The sequence below is a fragment of the Lachnospiraceae bacterium genome, from assembly GCA_025758065.1.
In the GTDB taxonomy this organism is placed as follows: domain Bacteria; phylum Bacillota; class Clostridia; order Lachnospirales; family Lachnospiraceae; genus Enterocloster.
In genome coordinates, this window is the sequence record CP107199.1 from 1,237,501 (window position 1) to 1,256,051 (window position 18,551).

Consider the following 18,551-nt stretch of genomic DNA (forward strand, 5'->3'; position numbering starts at 1 on the left):
CCCTTACCACCGCGGTTCTGTGCATTAAATTCGCTGATCAGGGTACGCTTGCCCATACCATTTTCAGATACAACTAAAAGATGTTCTCCCTGACTTTCCATCTGCATGCCAATGACTTCATCATCTTCATCAAAACGCATACCGATAACGCCCATTGAAACACGGCCTGTAACTCTTACGTCTGTTTCCTTGAAGCGGATACACATTCCCTTTTTAGTCACAAGGAAGATATCCTGGGTATTGTCTGTGGCCTTTACTTCGATCAGTTCATCATCGTCGCGGAGTACGATTGCCTGAAGTCCATTCTTCCGAACATTTTCGTATTCTAACATCGGGGTCTTCTTTACCATACCCTTCTTAGTAGCCATAAACAGATATTTATCCTCATTCAGCTCACGCATCGGTATAATAGCCGTGATCTTTTCACCTGGCTGCATCTGCAGCAGATTGACAATAGCTGTTCCACGGGCTGTACGGCCTGCTTCAGGGATCTCATATGCCTTGATCCTGTATACACGGCCTGTATTGGTAAAGAACATCATATAATGATGATTGGTAGTCATAAGAAGGTCTTCAATATAGTCCTCCTCAATCGTCTGCATTCCTTTAATGCCCTTTCCGCCGCGGTTCTGGCTTCTGAAATTATCTACATCCATACGCTTGATATAGCCTAAATGAGTCATAGCGATCACGGTATCTTCATCCGGGATCAGGTCTTCCATGGACATATCATCATCATAACCAATGGCAGTTCTTCTGTCATCACCATATTTCTCAGCGATAATATTGATTTCTTCTTTGATAACGGTTAAAAGCTTCTTCTCGTCTGCCAGGATTGCTTTTAACTCTGCAATACGTACCTGAAGCTCTTTATATTCATTTTCCAGCTTCTCACGTTCCAGACCTGTAAGAGCACGCAGTCTCATGTCTACGATTGCCTGAGCCTGTGCGTCACTTAAGCCAAAACGCTCCATTAACTGATTTTTTGCATCTGCTACATTTGCAGAACCACGGATAATGCGGATGACCTCATCAATGTGATCTAAGGCGATCAGCAAGCCCTGTAAAATGTGGGCACGCTCCTCTGCCTTATTTAAATCATACTGGGTCCTGCGTCTTACTACATCCTCCTGGTGGGCAATGTAGCAGTCCAGCATCTGGTGCAGGTTCATGACCTTTGGTTCATTGTTCACCAGGGCCAGCATGATCACACCAAATGTATCCTGCAGCTGTGTATGCTTTAACAGCTGGTTTAAGATAACATTTGCATTTACATCACGGCGCAGCTCAATATTAATGCGCATACCTTCACGGTTGGATTCATCACCGATATAGGTAATGCCGTCCACCTTTTTTTCCTTTACCAGCTCTGCGATCTTTTCTATGAGTCTGGCCTTATTTACCATGTATGGCAGTTCTGTAACTATAATACGTGACTTTCCGTTTGGCATAGTCTCAATATTAGTCACAGCTCTCACTTTGATCTTTGCACGGCCGGTGCGGTATGCCTCCTCAATGCCCCTTTTTCCTAAAATGGTAGCTCCTGTAGGAAAATCAGGTCCTTTGATGATCTCCATGATTTCCTCTAAAGAAGTCTCCCGGTCCTCATTTACACGGTTATCGATCATTCTTACAACAGCTGCAATAACTTCTCGCAGATTGTGAGGCGGGATATTAGTAGCCATACCAACGGCAATACCGGAAGTACCGTTTACTAACAGATTTGGGAATCTGGAAGGCAATACTACAGGCTCTTTTTCCGTCTCGTCAAAGTTGGGCACGAAATCTACTGTATTTTTATTGATATCTGCCAGCATTTCCATGGAAATACGGCTTAAACGCGCCTCTGTATATCGCATGGCTGCAGCACCATCACCATCCACGGAACCAAAGTTTCCATGACCATCTACCAATGGATATCTGGTAGACCAGTCCTGTGCCATATTGACCAATGCCCCGTAAATGGAGCTGTCACCATGAGGATGATATTTACCCATAGTATCACCAACGATACGGGCACACTTACGATGTGGCTTATCCGGTCCGTTGTTTAACTCTATCATAGAAAACAGCACCCGGCGCTGTACCGGCTTTAAGCCGTCCCTGGCGTCAGGAAGTGCTCTGGCGCTGATAACACTCATGGCATAGTCAATATAGGACTGTTCCATGGTCTTTTTAAGGTCCACGTCATGAACCTTGTCAAATACATTCGGTTCCATAATTTATCTCCTTTATGCGTAAATGTACTCTCTTTCATAAGTCAAGCCGAAGGATATTCGCAATCCGGTTACACTGCCTGCCCATAACTAGTACATCGTCTCGTAAATAACTGTACTGATCGCGTAGGATGCGGATTTGAGTGTGCAGGTCTAAAAACGCAGGCGTAGCGGGCTACGCTGAGGCTTTTAGGCCTGTGCAATCAGATTCGCAGACAAGTGAGTGGTATAGTTATTTCGAAAACGATGTACTAGTACATCATTTCGTAAATAACTGTACTGATCGCGTAGGATGCGGATTTGAAGAAGAGGCTTGCTCTTTCTTGATCTGGTTAAATATCCAGATTCTTAACTTTCTTTGCATTCTGGGCAATGAAATCCCGTCTTGGCTCTACCTGATCACCCATAAGCGTAGTAAAAGTAAGGTCTACTTCTGATGTGGTCTCTTCATCCATGGTCACGCGCAGTAAAATACGACGTTCCGGATCCATGGTAGTCTCCCAAAGCTGCTCTGCATCCATTTCTCCCAGACCTTTGTAACGCTGGATCTTGTTGCTGTTGTCACGGCCAATGTCCATAAGAATGGAATTTAATTCCTCGTCACTGTAAGCATACCATACTTTTTTATTTTTCTCGATCTTGTATAACGGCGGCTGAGCCAGATATACATAGCCCTGCTTGATCAGCTCCGGCATAAAACGGTATATAAATGTAAGAAGCAGCGTACTGATATGGGCACCATCTACATCCGCATCGGTCATGATGATGATTTTGTGGTAGCGCAGCTTGCTGATGTCGAAATCATCATGGATACCGGTGCCAAAAGCAGTGATCATAGCCTTGATCTCCGCATTAGCATAGACTTTATCCATTCTTGCCTTTTCTACGTTTAAGATTTTTCCGCGAAGAGGAAGGATGGCCTGTGTCGCTCTGGAACGTGCAGTTTTTGCTGAACCGCCTGCAGAATCTCCCTCTACAATGTAGATCTCGCAGTTTTCAGGGTTCTTGTCAGAACAGTCTGCCAGTTTTCCTGGAAGAGCCATACCGTCTAAAGCCGATTTGCGACGTGTCAGATCCCGTGCCTTTCTTGCTGCAGCTCTTGCACGCTGTGCCAGAATGGACTTTTCACACATGACCTTGGCAACTGCCGGGTTCTGCTCCAGGAAATAGGTCAGCTGCTCGCTTACGATGCTGTCTACAGCTGCCCTTGCCTCACTGTTTCCCAGTTTCTGTTTAGTCTGGCCTTCAAACTGGGGTTCGCTAATCTTAACGCTTATAATGGCTGTTAAGCCCTCACGGATATCTTCGCCTGAAAGACTTTCTTCATTGTCCTTTAACAGCTTGTTCTTTCTCGCATAGTCATTAAAGGTCTTTGTAAGGGCATTCTTAAAGCCGGTAAGGTGGGTACCGCCTTCCGGAGTATTGATGTTATTTACAAATGTATAAATGTTCTCTGTATAGGAGTCATTATGCTGCATGGAAACCTCTACATAAACGCCTTCTTTTGTACCTTCACAGTAAAGAACATTTTCATAAAGAGGTGCTTTTCCCTTGTTTAAGTAGGTAACGAACTCGCGGATACCACCTTCATAGTGGAAAGTTTCTTCTTTCTTTTCTTCTCTGTCATCTCTTAAAATGATCTTTAAGTTCTTAGTGAGGAAAGCAGTTTCTCTTAAACGGATTCTTAATGTATCATAATCATATACGGTTTCCTCAAAGATCTCCTTATCCGGAAGGAAGGTAACAGTAGTACCATGCTTATCTGCGCTGCAGTTTCCTACCACTTTTAACGGATAGCAGACTTTGCCCCTTTCATAACGCTGTTTATAAATATTTCCATCACGGTATACTAAAACTTCCAGCCATTCAGACAATGCATTTACAACAGATGCGCCTACACCGTGGAGACCGCCGGATACTTTATAACCGCCATTTCCGAACTTACCACCTGCGTGAAGGATGGTAAATACAACCTCTACTGCAGGAAGTCCTGCTTTTTTCTGGATATCTACCGGAATTCCACGTCCATCATCAATTACGGTAATGGAATTGTCCGGATTAATGGTCACATCAATGGAATCGCAGTATCCTGCCAGCGCCTCATCCACTGCGTTATCTACGATCTCATAAACCAGATGATGGAGTCCGCGGGCAGATGTGCTGCCAATGTACATGCCAGGACGTTTTCTGACCGCCTCAAGTCCTTCCAGAATCTGAATCTGATCTGCTCCGTACTGCTCTCCCATGTTCTATATCTTCCTTTCTTTTTCAGTCAGCAGCCTTACGATCTTTTACCGTTTTTCTGCAACCTGTATATCTGTATAATTTAATTTTGGCTTGTAACTTTTCCCTCTTCCACCTTGAATATCTTGTCAATGTGGAACCTGTGGTTCACAAAATCCTCCAGACCGGTACAGGTGATCATAGTCTGGATATCCTGTATGGCATCTAAAAGCTGGTTCTGACGGCTGCTGTCAAGTTCTGACAGCACATCATCCAGCAGAAGCACCGGAGCATCCCGGCTGATCTTTTTGACCAGCTCCAGCTCGGAAAGCTTTAAAGATAATGCAGCTGTCCTCTGCTGGCCCTGGGAACCAAACCTGCGAATATCAATGCCGTTCACTACAAAGCTGATATCATCCCTGTGGGGACCTGCCAGCGTAGTCTTCTGCTTCATATCCTGCGGCCGGCTCTTCCTTACCGCCGCTTCCAGCTCATTTTCCTCTGTATCCGGGTCATAGATCACTTCTATATTTTCTTTGCCCCCGGAAAGCTTTGTATGCAATTCTTTGATAATGTCCCCCAGCTGATGGATAAAGTCTCTCCTGGCTTTTATCACTTCTTTTCCAAAACGCACCAGCTGTTCATCCCATACATCCAGTGTTGCCTCATATTCCGGATGAAAACCAAGTTCTTTTAAAAGTTTGTTCCGCTGGAGAAGGACTTTATTATACTGGACTAAAGAATGGACATACACTTTATCCAGCTGGCAAAGCTCCATGTCAATAAAGCGTCTTCGCTCAGAAGGACCGTTTTTTATGATATTTAAGTCCTCCGGTGAGAAAAATACCACATTGACCAGTCCAAACAGCTGGCTTGCCTTCCGGATGGGGATACCGTCTACAGCAATCCCCTTGGTTTTATTTTTCTTTAAATGCATATCAATGCGGCAGGGGACCACACCCTTTTTTATCTGGAGCTTAATGTGGGATTCATCTTCTCCAAAACGGATCATATCCTTATCTTTCGCCCCCCTGTGTGACTTGGTAGTACAGCACACATAGACCGCTTCCAGGATATTTGTCTTTCCCTGTGCATTGTCGCCGTAGAGAATATTGGTTCCCTGACTCAATTCCATATGCAGTTCTTCATAATTGCGGTAATTCTTAAGTTCTATGGATTCAATAGTCATAGAAATTCTCTTTCAACAGTTAAAATTTATTTGATGATCTTAATAGTCTGGCCTTCATAGGTGACAACATCTCCGTCTACCAGCTTCTTTCCTCTCTGGAAAGCCTGCTCTCCATTTACATATACAAGACCATCTTCAATGGCATATTTTGCGTCCACACCAGACTCAACAAAACCGGCCGCCTTTAAAGCCTGACCCAGTTTGATATATTCATCCCTTAACTTAATGGTTTCCATAATATGTTCTGTACTCCCTTTCCGTCCGTGTTATGCGGACATATATAAATTTATAGTGCATAATTATGCATTATACTGAAGCTGCATTAAAGTTTACCGGAAGGATCAGGTAGATGTAGTTAGCCTCCTCATCCTTGATAAAGCATGGGGACTTTGGATTCATCATATAAATATTAATCTCTTCATCATCGATCACACGGAGGGCATCGATCAAAAATTTAGGATTAAAACCGATCATAATGTCCTTTCCGGTCTTGTGGATCATAAGTTCCGCATTCATGGAACCAAAACTGGAATTTAACTTTAATTCCATAGAATTATCGCCAACATTTAAGATCAGCGGTTTTTTGTCATTTTCACGGATCAGGATAGTGGCGCGCTCAATACAGTCTAAAAATTCTTTTTTATTAATGGTTACTTTTGTTTCATAGTCACTGGAAAGCATCTGGTTGATACGGAAATATTCTCCTTCGATCAGGCGTGAAACAACGATAGTCTGGTCAAATTCAAATAAAATATGGTTTGTGCTGAAGTAGATCAGCACCTCTTTTTCATTGTCTCCACCTAAGATCTTGCTGATCTCGCTTAATGTTTTTCCAGGAACGATCACTTTTGTATTTTCATAATGATCTTTTAAGGTAACATTGCGGATGGAAATACGGTGGCCATCCAGAGATACCACTTTTAACTGGTTTTCATTGACTTCAAATAATTCACCGGCCATCATTTTGTTGCTGTCATTTGGTGAAATGGAGAAGATCGTCTGCTGGATCACTTCTTTTAAAGTGAACTGAGACAGGCTGATATACTTATTTTTTTCAATATAAGGAATATAGGAAAATTCATCTCCGTCACGGCCCTGGATATTGAATACAGAATTTTCACAGCTGATGGTTGTATTGAATTTATCATCAGATTCAATAGTAACTACTGCGTTCTGGCTGGATACCCGTCTGGTGATCTCGGAAAAAAGCTTTGCATCCAGAGCGATCTTTCCGTGTTCAAGGATCTCACCATTTACAGTTGTTTCAATTCCAAGCTCCATATCATTTCCAGTCAGTTTGATTTCACCAGAAGAAGCATCGATGAGAATACATTCTAAAATAGACATGGTTGTTTTAGAAGGAACGGCCTTCATAACAATACTGATGCCGTTAACAATATCATCTTTCTGAAATCTGAGCTTCATGATTGTTGATAACTTCCTTTCTGAGTTGTTTGCGTATGAGTGCCCTCTAATAGGGTATATAAAGAATTATTTTTCGTAGAAACCGTAGTAGAGGCTGTGGGTTTGTGCAAAAGTGGAAAAAACCCTGAAAAACAGTGGAAAACCGGTGTGGAAAGCGTTGTGGAAATCATCCACATTTTTTCGGAATAGCTTTAAAGTTATCCACAGGTTAAATTTTGAAAAATTTTCGCGAAAAACGACTGCCGGTCTGTCCACAATTAATCCACAGTATTTTCACAGGCTATTGTGGATTGATCTTTTTCTTTAAGATCTCAATGGTATTTTTAAGATTGTCATCTTTGTTCATATCTGCAGCGATCTTTTCAGAGCCATGGATGATGGTAGTATGGTCCCTTCCGCCTAAGATACGGCCTATAGACTGCAGAGGAGTTTCCGTCATATTCCGGCATAGGTACATAACGATCTGTCTTGGATAAACGATCTCTTTTGTACGCTTCTGAGATGAAATATCAAGAGGCGTAATGCCAAAATGGTCGGAAACTACCTGGATGATCAGGTTTGGTGTTACTTCCCGCTGGGCATTTGGGGAAATAATATCTTTTAAGGCTTCTTCCGCCAGACCTAAGGTAATATCACATTTGTTTAAGCGGGAGAGAGCGACGATCTTTGTGAGGGCACCTTCCAGCTCACGGATATTGGATTTAATATTGGTGGCAATATATTTAATTACTTCATTGTCAATATTATAGCCTTCCATTTCTTCTTTTTTGCGCAGAATAGCCATACGGGTCTCATAGTCCGGAGACTGGATATCTACAGTAAGACCCCATTCAAAACGGGAGCGCAGACGTTCTTCCAGGGTTTCAATTTCTTTTGGTGGTTTATCGGAAGATATGATAATCTGCTTTTTTGATTCATATAATGTATTAAAGGTATGGAAAAATTCCTCCTGGGTACTTTCCTTTCCTATAATAAATTGGATATCATCAATGAGAAGAACATCATTATTGCGGTATTTTTCCCTGAATTCTGTGGTTGTAATGTTGTTTTTGTTACGGATCGCATCGATCAGTTCATTGGTGAAAGTCTCGGAACTGACATAGAGGATCTTTGCGCGTGGGTTATTTTTTAAAATAAAATGAGCAATCGCATGCATCAGATGGGTTTTTCCAAGACCAACGCCTCCGTATATAAAAAGCGGGTTGTAGATCTCGCCGGGAGATTCCGCAACTGCAAGTGCAGCTGCATGGGCTAAGTTGTTGTTGGAACCTACAACGAAGGTATCAAAGGTATATTTTGGGTTTAAGTTGGCACTTTGGATCACATCTGGGCTTACAACTGCTTTATTTTTCTGGATAAGGGAAGGAGCCTGCGCCTGCTTTTCTTCCTCAATCTGATCTTTTACTTTAAAATCCACATTACAGTCCTGGTCTAAGAATTCTGAAATGGTAACTTGCAGTAAAAGGCCGTATTTCTTTTTTACATAGGCTAAAAATGTCTGTTCCGGAACGATGATGGTAACGGTATTTCCCTTGAATTCATAAGGAGTTAAAGGCTGAAGCCATGTCCGGTAGGAAACATCGGATACTTCATGTTCTTCTTTTAAAATCAGTAGGATTTTTTCCCAGTTTTCTTTAATTTTATCTATCATTTTCTGTCTCCTGAAACTGTAGTGCAGAATTGCCCAATCTAAGTACATTGTATACTAAAGCCGTTTTTTTTTCAATCAAAAGTGTAAAATATTGTGGATAACTTTGGTGGAAAGCTGTGGATGAAAGTGAAAAAGATAAAAAACGGAACGGTTTTCCACAAATGGTGGATAAGAAAAAAGGGGAGTTGTTCACATTGGAAAAATAAAGGGAAAATAGGGATGTGGACTGTGTGAGTGTGGAAGAAGAAAGGGTTTTCCATAACTTATCCACAACTTATCAACAAATTGTGGATAATGTGGGTAAAGATATACACGGTACACACAGGGACTTCTATCCACAATTTTTTCCCGGTTTTCCTCAAAAAATCCCTTGACTAAGGCCGATTTTTTCTATATAATCGAGAAGATGTTTAATTATACTAGTCTAAATGTGTGTTACCACATTACCAGATAATATTTGATAGGAGGTGCCCGGAATATGAAGATGACATTTCAGCCTAAGAAAAGACAGAGAGCAAAAGTTCATGGCTTCAGAGCTAGAATGAAGACAGCTGGCGGTAGAAAAGTTATTGCTGCAAGAAGAGCAAAAGGTAGAGCTAAATTAACCGCTTAAGAACATTGAGAACAGTAAGGCCACATTTTCAGGATGTGGCCTTTTTGTTTATGTGCAATCGTTCAGGGACAGGTAAAATGCCCGGCATTTTGGAGAAGATCTGACGGTTGCCTATGAAACGAAAAGGAGTTTCTATTCTATATGAAACGATTTCCTTCCATTAAGAAAAACAGTGACTTTCAGAATATATACAGAAATGGAAAGTCCTACGCAAATCGTCTTCTTGTTATGTATGTAATGAGAAACGGGGAAGAATCAAACCAGCTTGGCATATCGGTCAGCAAAAAAGTAGGCAACAGTGTGGTACGACATCATATTGCCAGACTGATGCGGGAGATATTCCGGCTGAACAATGAAAAAATTGAGACTGGGTTAAACATCATCGTTGTGGCGAGAACTGCCGCAGCAGCATCAGATTACAAACATTTGGAAGGTGCTTATATGCACCTGTGCGGACTGCATCATATTTTAAAAGAATCGAAGTGAAGTTGAAAATGAAGATCATAAAAAAAACGATGATCCTGATGATAAGAGGATATCAGAAATATCTTTCTCCTCTTAAAAGATACACTCACTGTATTTACACACCTACGTGTTCTCAATACGCCATTGAAGCACTGGAAAAGTACGGTGTGTTTAAAGGTACATGGTTGGCCTGCAAAAGGATTCTTCGTTGTCATCCCTTTGCAGAAGGCGGTTATGATCCAGTTCCGTAGAAAAAACGAGCACAGTAGGTGCTCCATAAGGAGGTAGCGTTTTGAACAGTTTAGCTGGCGCAGTTGTTTTGACGAAAACAGGCGGTATTCTGGGGCCAATCGCCGGAATCTTAGGCTGGATCATGGATCTTTTGTTCCGTTTTACCAGTACCTTCGGCATTGAGAATATCGGTCTGTGCATTATCCTGTTTACACTGGTTACAAAGATACTGATGATGCCGCTGACTATTAAGCAGCAGAAATCATCTAAGCTTATGGCTGTTATGCAGCCGGAGATCAATGCAATCCAGAAAAAATACAAGGGCAAAGAAAACGACCAGAAATCTGCTATGATGATGCAGGCAGAGATGAAAGCGGTTTACGAAAAGTATGGTACATCTATGACAGGCGGATGTCTGCCACTGGCTATCCAGATGCCGATCATTTTCGCTTTGTACCGTGTTATCTATAATATCCCGGCTTATGTACAGTCTGTAAGAGGATATTATGAAACCGTTATCAGTCAGCTGCCGGCTGGTTATCAGACACAGGATGTGTTTACACAGCTTGCACAGGCATGCAGAATGACTGGCGACAAATTTGATTTTACTAACGTAAATACAGTTATCGATCTATTATATAAATTCACTGCACAACAGTGGCAGACCTTTATCGGTGCGTTCCCTGCAGCAGGTGAAGCTGCCGTAGAAGGTGGTGTGAACGCAGTACAGGCCATTGAGAAGATGCAGAACTTCTTTGGACTGAACATTGCATATACACCATGGCAGGTGATTACGAATTTCTTCAGCGGCGGTACAGGAACCATCACAATGGTGATCGCGGCTATTGCAATTCCTGTTTTAGCAGGTGCCAGCCAGTGGTACAGCACTAAGCTGATGACTGCAAACCAGCCAAAGCAGGTGGAAGAAAATCCAACTTCTGATATGATGAAGTCCATGAACGTGACCATGCCGTTAATGTCTGTATTCTTCTGCTTTACCTTTGCTTCCGGTATTGGTATCTACTGGGTAGCACAGAGTGTGTTTACCGTTATCCAGCAGATGGTCATTAATTCTTACTTAAATAAAGTAGATATGGACGAGCTGGTACAGAAAAATGTAGAAAAGACTAACAAGAAGCGTGCGAAAAAAGGACTTCCGCCAACAAAGGTTGGAAACGTGGATGACATGCTGAAAAAGTATGAAGAAAAGGAATCCCGTGAAGAAAGCGCACGTATGGCTAAGATCGCAAAGAGCAAGGCCCAGGTGGAAGAGTCCAATAAGTATTATAACCAGGACGCAAAACCAGGAAGTCTGGCTTCCAAGGCCGGTATGGTAGCGAAGTATAATGAACGCCAGGAGAAGGGCAATAAAAAATAGGAGGTTTGTTTCGTATGGATATGATTACGGTTACTGCGAAAACAGTAGACGAAGCGGTTACGAAGGCGTTGATCGAACTTGAAACTACCAGTGACAAGCTGGAGTATGAAGTGGTTGACAAGGGAAGCGCCGGATTTTTGGGAATCGGTGCAAAACCGGCGATCATACGTGCAAAAAAGAAAGAGACCATTGCTGATAAGGCGATTGAGTTTCTGTCCCAGATTTTTGGTGCCATGAACCTTGAGGTATCTATTACAGCTGCTTACAATGAAGAAGAGCAGGAGCTTTCCCTGAACTTAGAGGGAGATGACATGGGAATCCTGATTGGTAAGAGAGGACAGACCTTGGACTCCTTACAGTATCTGGTAAGCCTGATCGTAAATAAGGGAACAGAAGGCTATTTAAGAGTAAAACTGGATACGGAAAATTACCGTGAAAGAAGAAAAGAGACTCTTGAAACCCTTGCAAAGAATATTGCATATAAGGTAAAACGTACCAGACGTCCGGTATCCTTAGAGCCTATGAATCCTTATGAAAGACGGATCATCCATGCAGCAGTCCAGAATGACAAGTATGTGACCACACGCAGCGAAGGAGAGGAACCTTTCCGCCATGTAGTCATTGCTTTAAAAAAGGAAGCTGTTTCCGGTGAAAGAAAGGGAAGATATGACAGAGCCGGCAGAGGCCGTTCTTATGGTTATAAGGGAAATAACCGCAGAGGCGGTTCTTACCAGACTGCACCAAAGGCAGAGCCTGTGACTGAAACAGTCAGTGAAAGCACACAGGAGTAATTATAAGTACTGAACTGATAAATAAAAAATAATGTTTAAAATAAAATGAGAAAGGCTGTTGCATAAGCGACAGCCTTTTTTGTATAATAGGGGAATGAAATGAGGGAAAATGAATGAAAACAGATACCATTGCAGCGATAGCGACTGGAATGAGCAATTCCGGTATCGGTATCGTAAGGATAAGCGGTGATGAAGCCCTGCAGGTAATAAGCCGCATTTACAGAAATAAAAAGGGGGAGCCAAAGGATCTGGGCCAGGTGAGATCCCATACGATCCATTATGGCTATATTTATGATGGTGAAGAACGTCTGGATGAAGTTCTGGTCATGATCATGAAGGGACCTAACAGCTATACAGCAGAAGATACAGTGGAGATCGACTGTCACGGAGGCGTGTTCATTGTAAAGAAGATACTGGAAACTGTGATCCGGAATGGCGCAAGGACTGCAGAGCCTGGAGAATTTACAAAACGCGCTTTTTTAAACGGGCGTATTGATCTGGCCCAGGCAGAGGCAGTGGCAGATGTGATCCAGTCTACCAATGAATATGCCTTAAAAAGCTCAGTAAGTCAGTTAGCAGGCTCTGTTTCACGAAAGATCAGGGAGCTTCGTGAAAAGATATTATTTGAGATCGCCTTTATTGAGTCTGCATTAGATGATCCGGAGCATATTTCATTAGATGGGTATCCGGAGCATCTTTTAGAGGCTTTGGAGCCTATGGTAAAACAGGTAGAAAGGCTTTTAGCTTCCTGTGATGATGGCCGTGTGATGTCGGAAGGGATAAAGACTGTTATTTTAGGAAAGCCAAATGCAGGAAAATCTTCTCTGATGAATGTGCTTTTAGGGGAAGAAAGAGCTATTGTCACGGAGATCGCAGGAACTACAAGAGATACCCTGGAAGAGCATATTTATCTTAAGGGCATCAGCTTAAATGTGGTGGATACAGCAGGTATCCGTGATACAGAGGATGTGGTGGAAAAAATCGGCGTGGAGCGTGCTATGAAGGCAGCAGAGGACGCAGATCTGATCATCTATGTGGTAGACGGTTCCAGGGCACTGGATGAAAATGATAAAGAGATCATGGAGTTTATTAAGGGGCGCAGAGCAATTGTCCTTTTAAATAAAACAGATCTGGAAATGGCGATAGATAAAAAAGAGTTAGAAAATACCTGTGGCCATGGAGTGATCCCTATCTCTGCAAAAGAGGAGCAGGGCATTGAAGCTCTTGAGGAAGAGATAAGGCGGCTGTTTTACCACGGAAAGCTCTCTTTTAATGAGCAGGTTTATATTACCAATGTACGCCACAAAGAGGCGCTGGAACAGACACTGGACAGTCTTAAAATGGTAAAACAAAGCGTATCAGACGGCATGCCGGAAGATTTCTATTCTATTGATCTGATGAATGCTTATGAGCAGCTTGGAAAGATATTAGGAGAAGCGGTGGAAGATGATCTGGTAAATGAGATCTTTTCCAAGTTCTGTATGGGAAAATGATGTGGTAAAATGTATGGGGAAATACTCGGTCTTGTGCATTGGATGCACATGGAAATGACCGCGTAGGTTACAGTATATGGGGGAGGCACTTTTGGAACCGAAAGTGCCGTATGATAACGCGGTGGTTGCAGGAATTTGCCGTATTAAAATGCGAAGCTACGGCAAATTCCGTTGCTGGTCATGCAACGCATGAACAGTAACCGCATAGAAACAGGAAGGAATTAAGAAAATGCCATATTTGGAAGAATCATATGATATTGTGGTAGTTGGTGCCGGTCATGCCGGCTGTGAGGCAGCATTAGCCTGTGCCAGACTGGGCCTTGAGACCATTGTATTTACAGTCAGTGTGGACAGTATTGCCCTCATGCCCTGTAATCCCAATGTAGGTGGAAGCTCTAAGGGACATCTGGTAAGAGAACTGGATGCATTAGGCGGAGAAATGGGAAAGAATATTGATAAGACCTTTATCCAGTCTAAGATGTTAAACGAGTCTAAAGGACCGGCTGTCCACTCTTTAAGAGCCCAGGCGGATAAGCAGGAATACAGCCGCCAGATGAGAAAGACCATGGAAAATACCCAACATCTGACCATCCGCCAGGCAGAAGTATCTGAGCTTATAGTAGAGGAAGGGCAGATAAAGGGAGTTAAAACCTTTTCCGGGGCCATATATCATGGGAAAGCGGTTGTACTGTGTACTGGAACATATCTGCGGGCAAGATGCATCTACGGGGACGTGAGCAATCCTACAGGGCCAAATGGTCTTCAGGCAGCCACCCATCTTACCGATTCGCTGATCGCAAATGGAATTGAAATGTTCCGTTTTAAAACAGGAACACCGGCCAGGGCAGACAAGCGCAGCATTGATTTTACCAGGATGGAAGAACAGTTTGGTGATAAGAGAGTGGTTCCATTTTCTTTCTCTACAGATCCCGAAAGCGTTCAGAAAGAACAGGCATCCTGCTGGCTCACTTATACAAATCAGGAAACACACAAGATCATCCGTGATAATTTAAGCCGTTCGCCTCTGTTTTCCGGTGCGATTGAAGGAACAGGTCCAAGATATTGTCCGTCTATTGAGGACAAGGTGGTAAAATTCCCTGATAAAGAACGCCATCAGGTATTTGTGGAACCAGAAGGTCTTTATACGAATGAAATGTACTTAGGAGGTATGAGCAGTTCTCTTCCTGAGGATGTACAGTATGCAATGTACCGCACTGTGCCAGGGCTGGAGCATGTGCGGATCGTAAGAAATGCCTACGCCATTGAATATGACTGTATCAATTCTTTACAGCTTAAGTCTACATTAGAGTTTAAGAAGATCCATGGTCTGTTTGCAGGCGGTCAGTTTAACGGAAGCTCCGGTTATGAGGAAGCAGCTGTACAGGGCTTTATGGCAGGTGTAAATGCTTCTATGGAGGTTATGGGCAGAGAACAGGTGGTTCTGGATCGTTCTCAGGCCTATATTGGTGTACTTATTGATGATCTGGTGACTAAGGAAAACCATGAACCATACCGTATGATGACTTCCAGGGCAGAATACAGACTGCTTTTAAGACAGGATAACGCAGACCTGCGTTTACGCCGGATCGGGCATGATATCGGTCTTGTAAGTGATGCGGAATATGAGCATCTCCTTGAAAAAGAGGCACAGATCAATGCAGAAATCGAACGTCTTGAAAAGGCGACCATCGGCGGTACCCCAAAGGTTCAGGAGCTGCTGGCCAGATATGAAAGCACTCCTCTTAAGTCAGGAACTACTTTGGCAGAGCTGATCAAGCGCCCGGAACTGGACTATGAGAAGCTGGCAGAGGTAGATGAAAACCGTCCTGAACTTGCTTTTGATGTACAGGAACAGGTAAATATTGAGATCAAATATGAAGGCTATATTAAACGTCAGATGCAGCAGGTAGCCCAGTTTAAGAAGTTAGAGGGCAAAAAGCTGCCGGAAAACTTTGATTATGCCCAGGTAAACAGCCTGAGAAAAGAGGCAGTACAGAAGTTAAATAAGATCCAGCCGTCTACCATTGGACAGGCCTCCAGAATTTCAGGAGTGTCACCGGCGGACATTTCCGTATTAATGGTATATCTGGAAAGAAGCAAGTGAGAGGTTGAAAATTTATGACAGAGCAGTTTGCACGGAAAATGGAAGAGGGCGTAAAGCCTTTAGGTATCCGGTTAGGCGAAAAGCAGCTGGAGCAGTTTTACGATTATTTCCAGTTTCTGGTGGAAAAAAATAAAGTAATGAACCTGACGGCTATTACAGAAGAAGATGCAGTGATCACAAAGCATTTTTGTGACAGCCTGAGCCTTGTAAAAGGTTTTTCTGAAATTGAGAAAACGGTTTCATTGATTGATGTGGGAACGGGAGCGGGCTTTCCTGGCATCCCTTTGAAAATAGCATTTCCTCATTTGAAAGTCACTTTGCTGGATTCTTTGAATAAGAGAGTACGGTTTTTAGAAGAGGTCTGTGAACGTCTTGGGCTTGAAAATGTGACCTGTGTCCATGCAAGAGCAGAGGATGGAGGCAGAAATAAGGATTACAGGGAGAAATTTGACCTGTGCGTATCCCGTGCAGTGGCAAATCTTTCCTCTTTATCAGAATATTGTATGCCATTTGTAAGAGTGGGGGGATATTTTATCCCTTATAAGTCTGGTGAGATCGTAGAAGAACTGACTCAGGCGAAAAAAGCAGTGGGGATTTTAGGCGGAGAGATTGAAAATGTCACCGGATTTGAGCTCCCAGGAGGAGAAGGCTCCAGAAGTTTGATCAAGATCAGAAAAATGAAACCGATTTCGGCAAAGTATCCGAGAAAAGCAGGACTTCCTGGAAAAGAACCGTTAGGTGGGAAATAAATATGAAACCGGTTACATGTGAGCTGAAAAGGCATAATTAACAGACAACTATCTGTTGTTACTAAAATAAACAGACAATAACAGAATGATACATCATGGAAAAGGCAGAATTTAATTTATGAATATCAAAGAAATGGCGAAGCTTGCGGGAGTCTCCTGTGCTACAATATCCAGGGTTTTAAATGATTCAGGGTATGTAAAGGAAGATACCCGAAAGAAAGTAATGGAGATCATCAGGGAGTATAATTATACTCCTAATATGATCGCCAGAAGCCTAAGCAGTAAAGATAGTTTTAATATTGGCATCATTATTCCAAATGTGGGAGAAAAACAGTATGGAAAGATATTAGAAGGTGCTGCAAAAGAAACTGCAAAACACGGATACAGCCTTGTTTTTATGGATAGCGAAAATGACCAGAAAACAGAGAAAAAGTGGCTGGAAGAGGTGAAAAACCAGCACATGAAAGGTCTTGTTTTAGTGCCGGTGTGCAGTGAAAATAAAGAACTGCGAGGTGCACTGCAGGAACTGGAAGAACAGGGAACTGCAGTTGTGCTTACAGAAAAAGATGTTAAAAATGCAGGAATGGATGGCGTTTTTGCAGATGAATTCCGGGGCGCTTATGAAGGTATCTGCCGTCTGGTGGAAAAAGGCTGCAAAAAGATAGCCATTATACTGGGACAGCCTGAAATGGATGTTGTTACAGAAGAACGGTATAGAGGCTGTTTGCAGGCATTAGAAGATAATGGAATATCCGGGGCAGAGAAAATGGTGCTCAGGGAAGCAGAAGACTTAAGTCGGGTATTTCAGGGAAAAAAACTTCCGGATGCATTTTTGGCTTTAAATCAAATAGCAGCTGATCAGTGTATCAGGGAGCTTTTTAAATGTAAAAAAGTGGGAATGGAAAAGATCATTTTTATGGGAATGGATGCTGAAAATACAGCACAGGTTTTAGGTGATGAGATGATCTCTGTAGAAAAAGACAGAAGAAAACAGGGAAAAGAGGCAGTAAAACTGCTTTTGGAAGCCTTTGATGCAGAAGAAAATGACCGTATAAGGGGAAAACGGATCATGATCCCTTATAAAGTAACAGAAAGCGGTGCCTGCTGATGCAGACATCGCTTTAACAACTGCAACGGGTCAATAGTCCCATGCTTCACGCATTAGTTGAATCTCTTTTGCATATCCGTCCAGATCGTTGGGCGTTTCCAGGTAGAAGGGGAGATGGGCCAGAGCCGGGTGATTGATGAAACGCTTCAGGGCGGGCAGCCCAATATGGCCTTCTCCTAATCTGGCGTGGCGGTCTTTGTGAGCACCTAAAGGATTTAAACTATCATTTAAATGAATGGCTTTTAAACGGTCAAGACCGATAATGCGGTCAAATTCTGATATCACATCATCTAAGTGTTCTGCAATATCATAGCCTGCATCCCATATATGGCAGGTATCTAAGCAGACTCCCAGATGATCACTTAATTCTACTTTATCAATGATCTCTTTTAATTCTTCAAAGCTTTTTCCGACTTCGCTTCCTTTTCCGGACATGGTTTCCAGGAGAACAGTAGTGGTCTGATCCGGCTTTAAGATTTCATTTAACATATCTGCAATATAAGAGATCCCCACATCAGTGCCTTGCTTTACGTGGCTTCCGGGATGAAAATTATAGAGATTTCCGGGAGTGGATTCCAATCTCGCAAGGTCATCTGCCATGGTCCGTTTCGCAAAATCACGAAGAGTCGGATCAGCAGAGCAGCCATTTAAGGTATAGGGAGCATGTGCCAGGAATGGATGGATATCATTAGCTTTTGCCTGAAGGAGAAAGCGGGAGATATCATCTTGATCCAGAGCTTTGGCATTACCGCCTCTAGGGTTGCGGGAAAAATACTGGAAAGTGTTTGCGTGGATCTTCAGGGCATCCTTTGCCATGGCACAGTAGCCTTTAGAAGATGATAAGTGACAGCCAATACGAAGCATTAGTGAACCTCCTGAGGTAAATAAGTGGTGCTGGCGTTTATGCAATGTTTC

Annotated in this window: 16 protein-coding genes (1 of these 16 running past the window's edge); 9 read left to right on the forward strand and 7 right to left on the reverse strand. The window is 42.8% G+C overall.

What is annotated here, in order from left to right:
* From gyrA to dnaA, 6 genes are all read right to left on the reverse strand, one after another.
* Positions 1 to 2,219, reverse strand: the 5' portion of a protein-coding gene (gene gyrA, locus OGM16_05820; GenBank protein ID UYJ47761.1) for a DNA gyrase subunit A. It extends 313 nt beyond the left edge of the window; only the first 2,219 of its 2,532 coding nucleotides appear in the window; its start codon is at positions 2,217 to 2,219; its stop codon lies off the left edge, out of view.
* A gap of 329 nt (positions 2,220 to 2,548) precedes the next feature.
* Positions 2,549 to 4,462: a DNA topoisomerase (ATP-hydrolyzing) subunit B gene (gyrB, locus tag OGM16_05825; GenBank protein UYJ47762.1), complete on the reverse strand. Its 1,914-nt coding sequence runs from the start codon at positions 4,460 to 4,462 to the stop codon at positions 2,549 to 2,551.
* An 80-nt stretch (positions 4,463 to 4,542) separates the two neighbouring features.
* Positions 4,543 to 5,628 carry a DNA replication/repair protein RecF gene (gene recF, locus OGM16_05830; protein UYJ47763.1) on the reverse strand — a complete coding sequence of 362 codons (1,086 nt, stop codon included), beginning with the start codon at positions 5,626 to 5,628 and terminating at the stop codon, positions 4,543 to 4,545.
* A 26-nt stretch (positions 5,629 to 5,654) separates the two neighbouring features.
* Positions 5,655 to 5,864, reverse strand: coding sequence for an RNA-binding S4 domain-containing protein (locus OGM16_05835; GenBank protein UYJ47764.1), 210 nt, complete (start codon positions 5,862 to 5,864; stop codon positions 5,655 to 5,657).
* Between the two features lie 70 nt (positions 5,865 to 5,934).
* Positions 5,935 to 7,053, reverse strand: a complete 1,119-nt coding sequence (gene dnaN, locus OGM16_05840; protein UYJ47765.1) for a DNA polymerase III subunit beta — start codon at positions 7,051 to 7,053, stop codon at positions 5,935 to 5,937.
* A 280-nt stretch (positions 7,054 to 7,333) separates the two neighbouring features.
* Positions 7,334 to 8,704, reverse strand: coding sequence for a chromosomal replication initiator protein DnaA (dnaA, locus tag OGM16_05845; protein ID UYJ47766.1), 1,371 nt, complete (start codon positions 8,702 to 8,704; stop codon positions 7,334 to 7,336).
* 478 nt (positions 8,705 to 9,182) lie between these two features.
* Between dnaA and rpmH the strand changes: the two genes are divergently transcribed.
* From rpmH to OGM16_05890, 9 genes are all read left to right on the forward strand, one after another.
* Positions 9,183 to 9,317 carry a 50S ribosomal protein L34 gene (gene rpmH, locus OGM16_05850; protein UYJ47767.1) on the forward strand — a complete coding sequence of 45 codons (135 nt, stop codon included), beginning with the start codon at positions 9,183 to 9,185 and terminating at the stop codon, positions 9,315 to 9,317.
* Between the two features lie 141 nt (positions 9,318 to 9,458).
* On the forward strand, positions 9,459 to 9,803 hold the full coding sequence (rnpA, locus tag OGM16_05855) for a ribonuclease P protein component (protein ID UYJ47768.1): 345 nt from the start codon (positions 9,459 to 9,461) through the stop codon (positions 9,801 to 9,803).
* An 8-nt stretch (positions 9,804 to 9,811) separates the two neighbouring features.
* On the forward strand, positions 9,812 to 10,033 hold the full coding sequence (gene yidD, locus OGM16_05860; GenBank protein ID UYJ47769.1) for a membrane protein insertion efficiency factor YidD: 222 nt from the start codon (positions 9,812 to 9,814) through the stop codon (positions 10,031 to 10,033).
* A gap of 41 nt (positions 10,034 to 10,074) precedes the next feature.
* Positions 10,075 to 11,391, forward strand: a complete 1,317-nt coding sequence (locus OGM16_05865) for a YidC/Oxa1 family membrane protein insertase (GenBank protein UYJ47770.1) — start codon at positions 10,075 to 10,077, stop codon at positions 11,389 to 11,391.
* A gap of 14 nt (positions 11,392 to 11,405) precedes the next feature.
* Positions 11,406 to 12,182: a protein jag gene (locus tag OGM16_05870; protein ID UYJ47771.1), complete on the forward strand. Its 777-nt coding sequence runs from the start codon at positions 11,406 to 11,408 to the stop codon at positions 12,180 to 12,182.
* A 113-nt stretch (positions 12,183 to 12,295) separates the two neighbouring features.
* A complete protein-coding gene (gene mnmE, locus OGM16_05875) occupies positions 12,296 to 13,675 on the forward strand; it encodes a tRNA uridine-5-carboxymethylaminomethyl(34) synthesis GTPase MnmE (protein UYJ47772.1) in 1,380 nt (459 codons plus the stop codon).
* A 229-nt stretch (positions 13,676 to 13,904) separates the two neighbouring features.
* Positions 13,905 to 15,779 (forward strand): tRNA uridine-5-carboxymethylaminomethyl(34) synthesis enzyme MnmG, encoded by a 1,875-nt coding sequence (gene mnmG, locus OGM16_05880; GenBank protein UYJ47773.1) that lies wholly within the window; start codon positions 13,905 to 13,907, stop codon positions 15,777 to 15,779.
* Positions 15,780 to 15,793: 14 nt separating this feature from the next.
* Complete coding sequence (rsmG, locus tag OGM16_05885) at positions 15,794 to 16,528, forward strand: 16S rRNA (guanine(527)-N(7))-methyltransferase RsmG (protein ID UYJ47774.1); 735 nt, start codon at positions 15,794 to 15,796, stop codon at positions 16,526 to 16,528.
* 118 nt (positions 16,529 to 16,646) lie between these two features.
* The gene (locus OGM16_05890) at positions 16,647 to 17,636 is read left to right on the forward strand and encodes a LacI family transcriptional regulator (protein UYJ47775.1); all 990 of its coding nucleotides are present in this window, start codon (positions 16,647 to 16,649) and stop codon (positions 17,634 to 17,636) included.
* 30 nt (positions 17,637 to 17,666) lie between these two features.
* Here the strand turns inward: OGM16_05890 and OGM16_05895 are convergent, their stop codons facing one another.
* Positions 17,667 to 18,500 carry a deoxyribonuclease IV gene (locus tag OGM16_05895; protein UYJ47776.1) on the reverse strand — a complete coding sequence of 278 codons (834 nt, stop codon included), beginning with the start codon at positions 18,498 to 18,500 and terminating at the stop codon, positions 17,667 to 17,669.
* Positions 18,501 to 18,551: the final 51 nt, after the last annotated feature.

What these genes read in the sequence shown, in the direction of transcription:
- gyrB (UYJ47762.1), bottom strand. Translation starts at nt 4,462, where the DNA reads ATGGGAGAGCAGTACGGAGCAGATCAGATTCAGATTCTGGAAGGACTT.
- recF (UYJ47763.1), bottom strand. Translation starts at nt 5,628, where the DNA reads ATGACTATTGAATCCATAGAACTTAAGAATTACCGCAATTATGAAGAA.
- OGM16_05835 (UYJ47764.1), bottom strand. Translation starts at nt 5,864, where the DNA reads ATGGAAACCATTAAGTTAAGGGATGAATATATCAAACTGGGTCAGGCT.
- dnaN (UYJ47765.1), bottom strand. Translation starts at nt 7,053, where the DNA reads ATGAAGCTCAGATTTCAGAAAGATGATATTGTTAACGGCATCAGTATT.
- dnaA (UYJ47766.1), bottom strand. Translation starts at nt 8,704, where the DNA reads ATGATAGATAAAATTAAAGAAAACTGGGAAAAAATCCTACTGATTTTA.
- rpmH (UYJ47767.1), top strand. Translation starts at nt 9,183, where the DNA reads ATGAAGATGACATTTCAGCCTAAGAAAAGACAGAGAGCAAAAGTTCAT.
- rnpA (UYJ47768.1), top strand. Translation starts at nt 9,459, where the DNA reads ATGAAACGATTTCCTTCCATTAAGAAAAACAGTGACTTTCAGAATATA.
- yidD (UYJ47769.1), top strand. Translation starts at nt 9,812, where the DNA reads ATGAAGATCATAAAAAAAACGATGATCCTGATGATAAGAGGATATCAG.
- OGM16_05870 (UYJ47771.1), top strand. Translation starts at nt 11,406, where the DNA reads ATGGATATGATTACGGTTACTGCGAAAACAGTAGACGAAGCGGTTACG.
- mnmE (UYJ47772.1), top strand. Translation starts at nt 12,296, where the DNA reads ATGAAAACAGATACCATTGCAGCGATAGCGACTGGAATGAGCAATTCC.
- mnmG (UYJ47773.1), top strand. Translation starts at nt 13,905, where the DNA reads ATGCCATATTTGGAAGAATCATATGATATTGTGGTAGTTGGTGCCGGT.
- rsmG (UYJ47774.1), top strand. Translation starts at nt 15,794, where the DNA reads ATGACAGAGCAGTTTGCACGGAAAATGGAAGAGGGCGTAAAGCCTTTA.
- OGM16_05890 (UYJ47775.1), top strand. Translation starts at nt 16,647, where the DNA reads ATGAATATCAAAGAAATGGCGAAGCTTGCGGGAGTCTCCTGTGCTACA.
- OGM16_05895 (UYJ47776.1), bottom strand. Translation starts at nt 18,500, where the DNA reads ATGCTTCGTATTGGCTGTCACTTATCATCTTCTAAAGGCTACTGTGCC.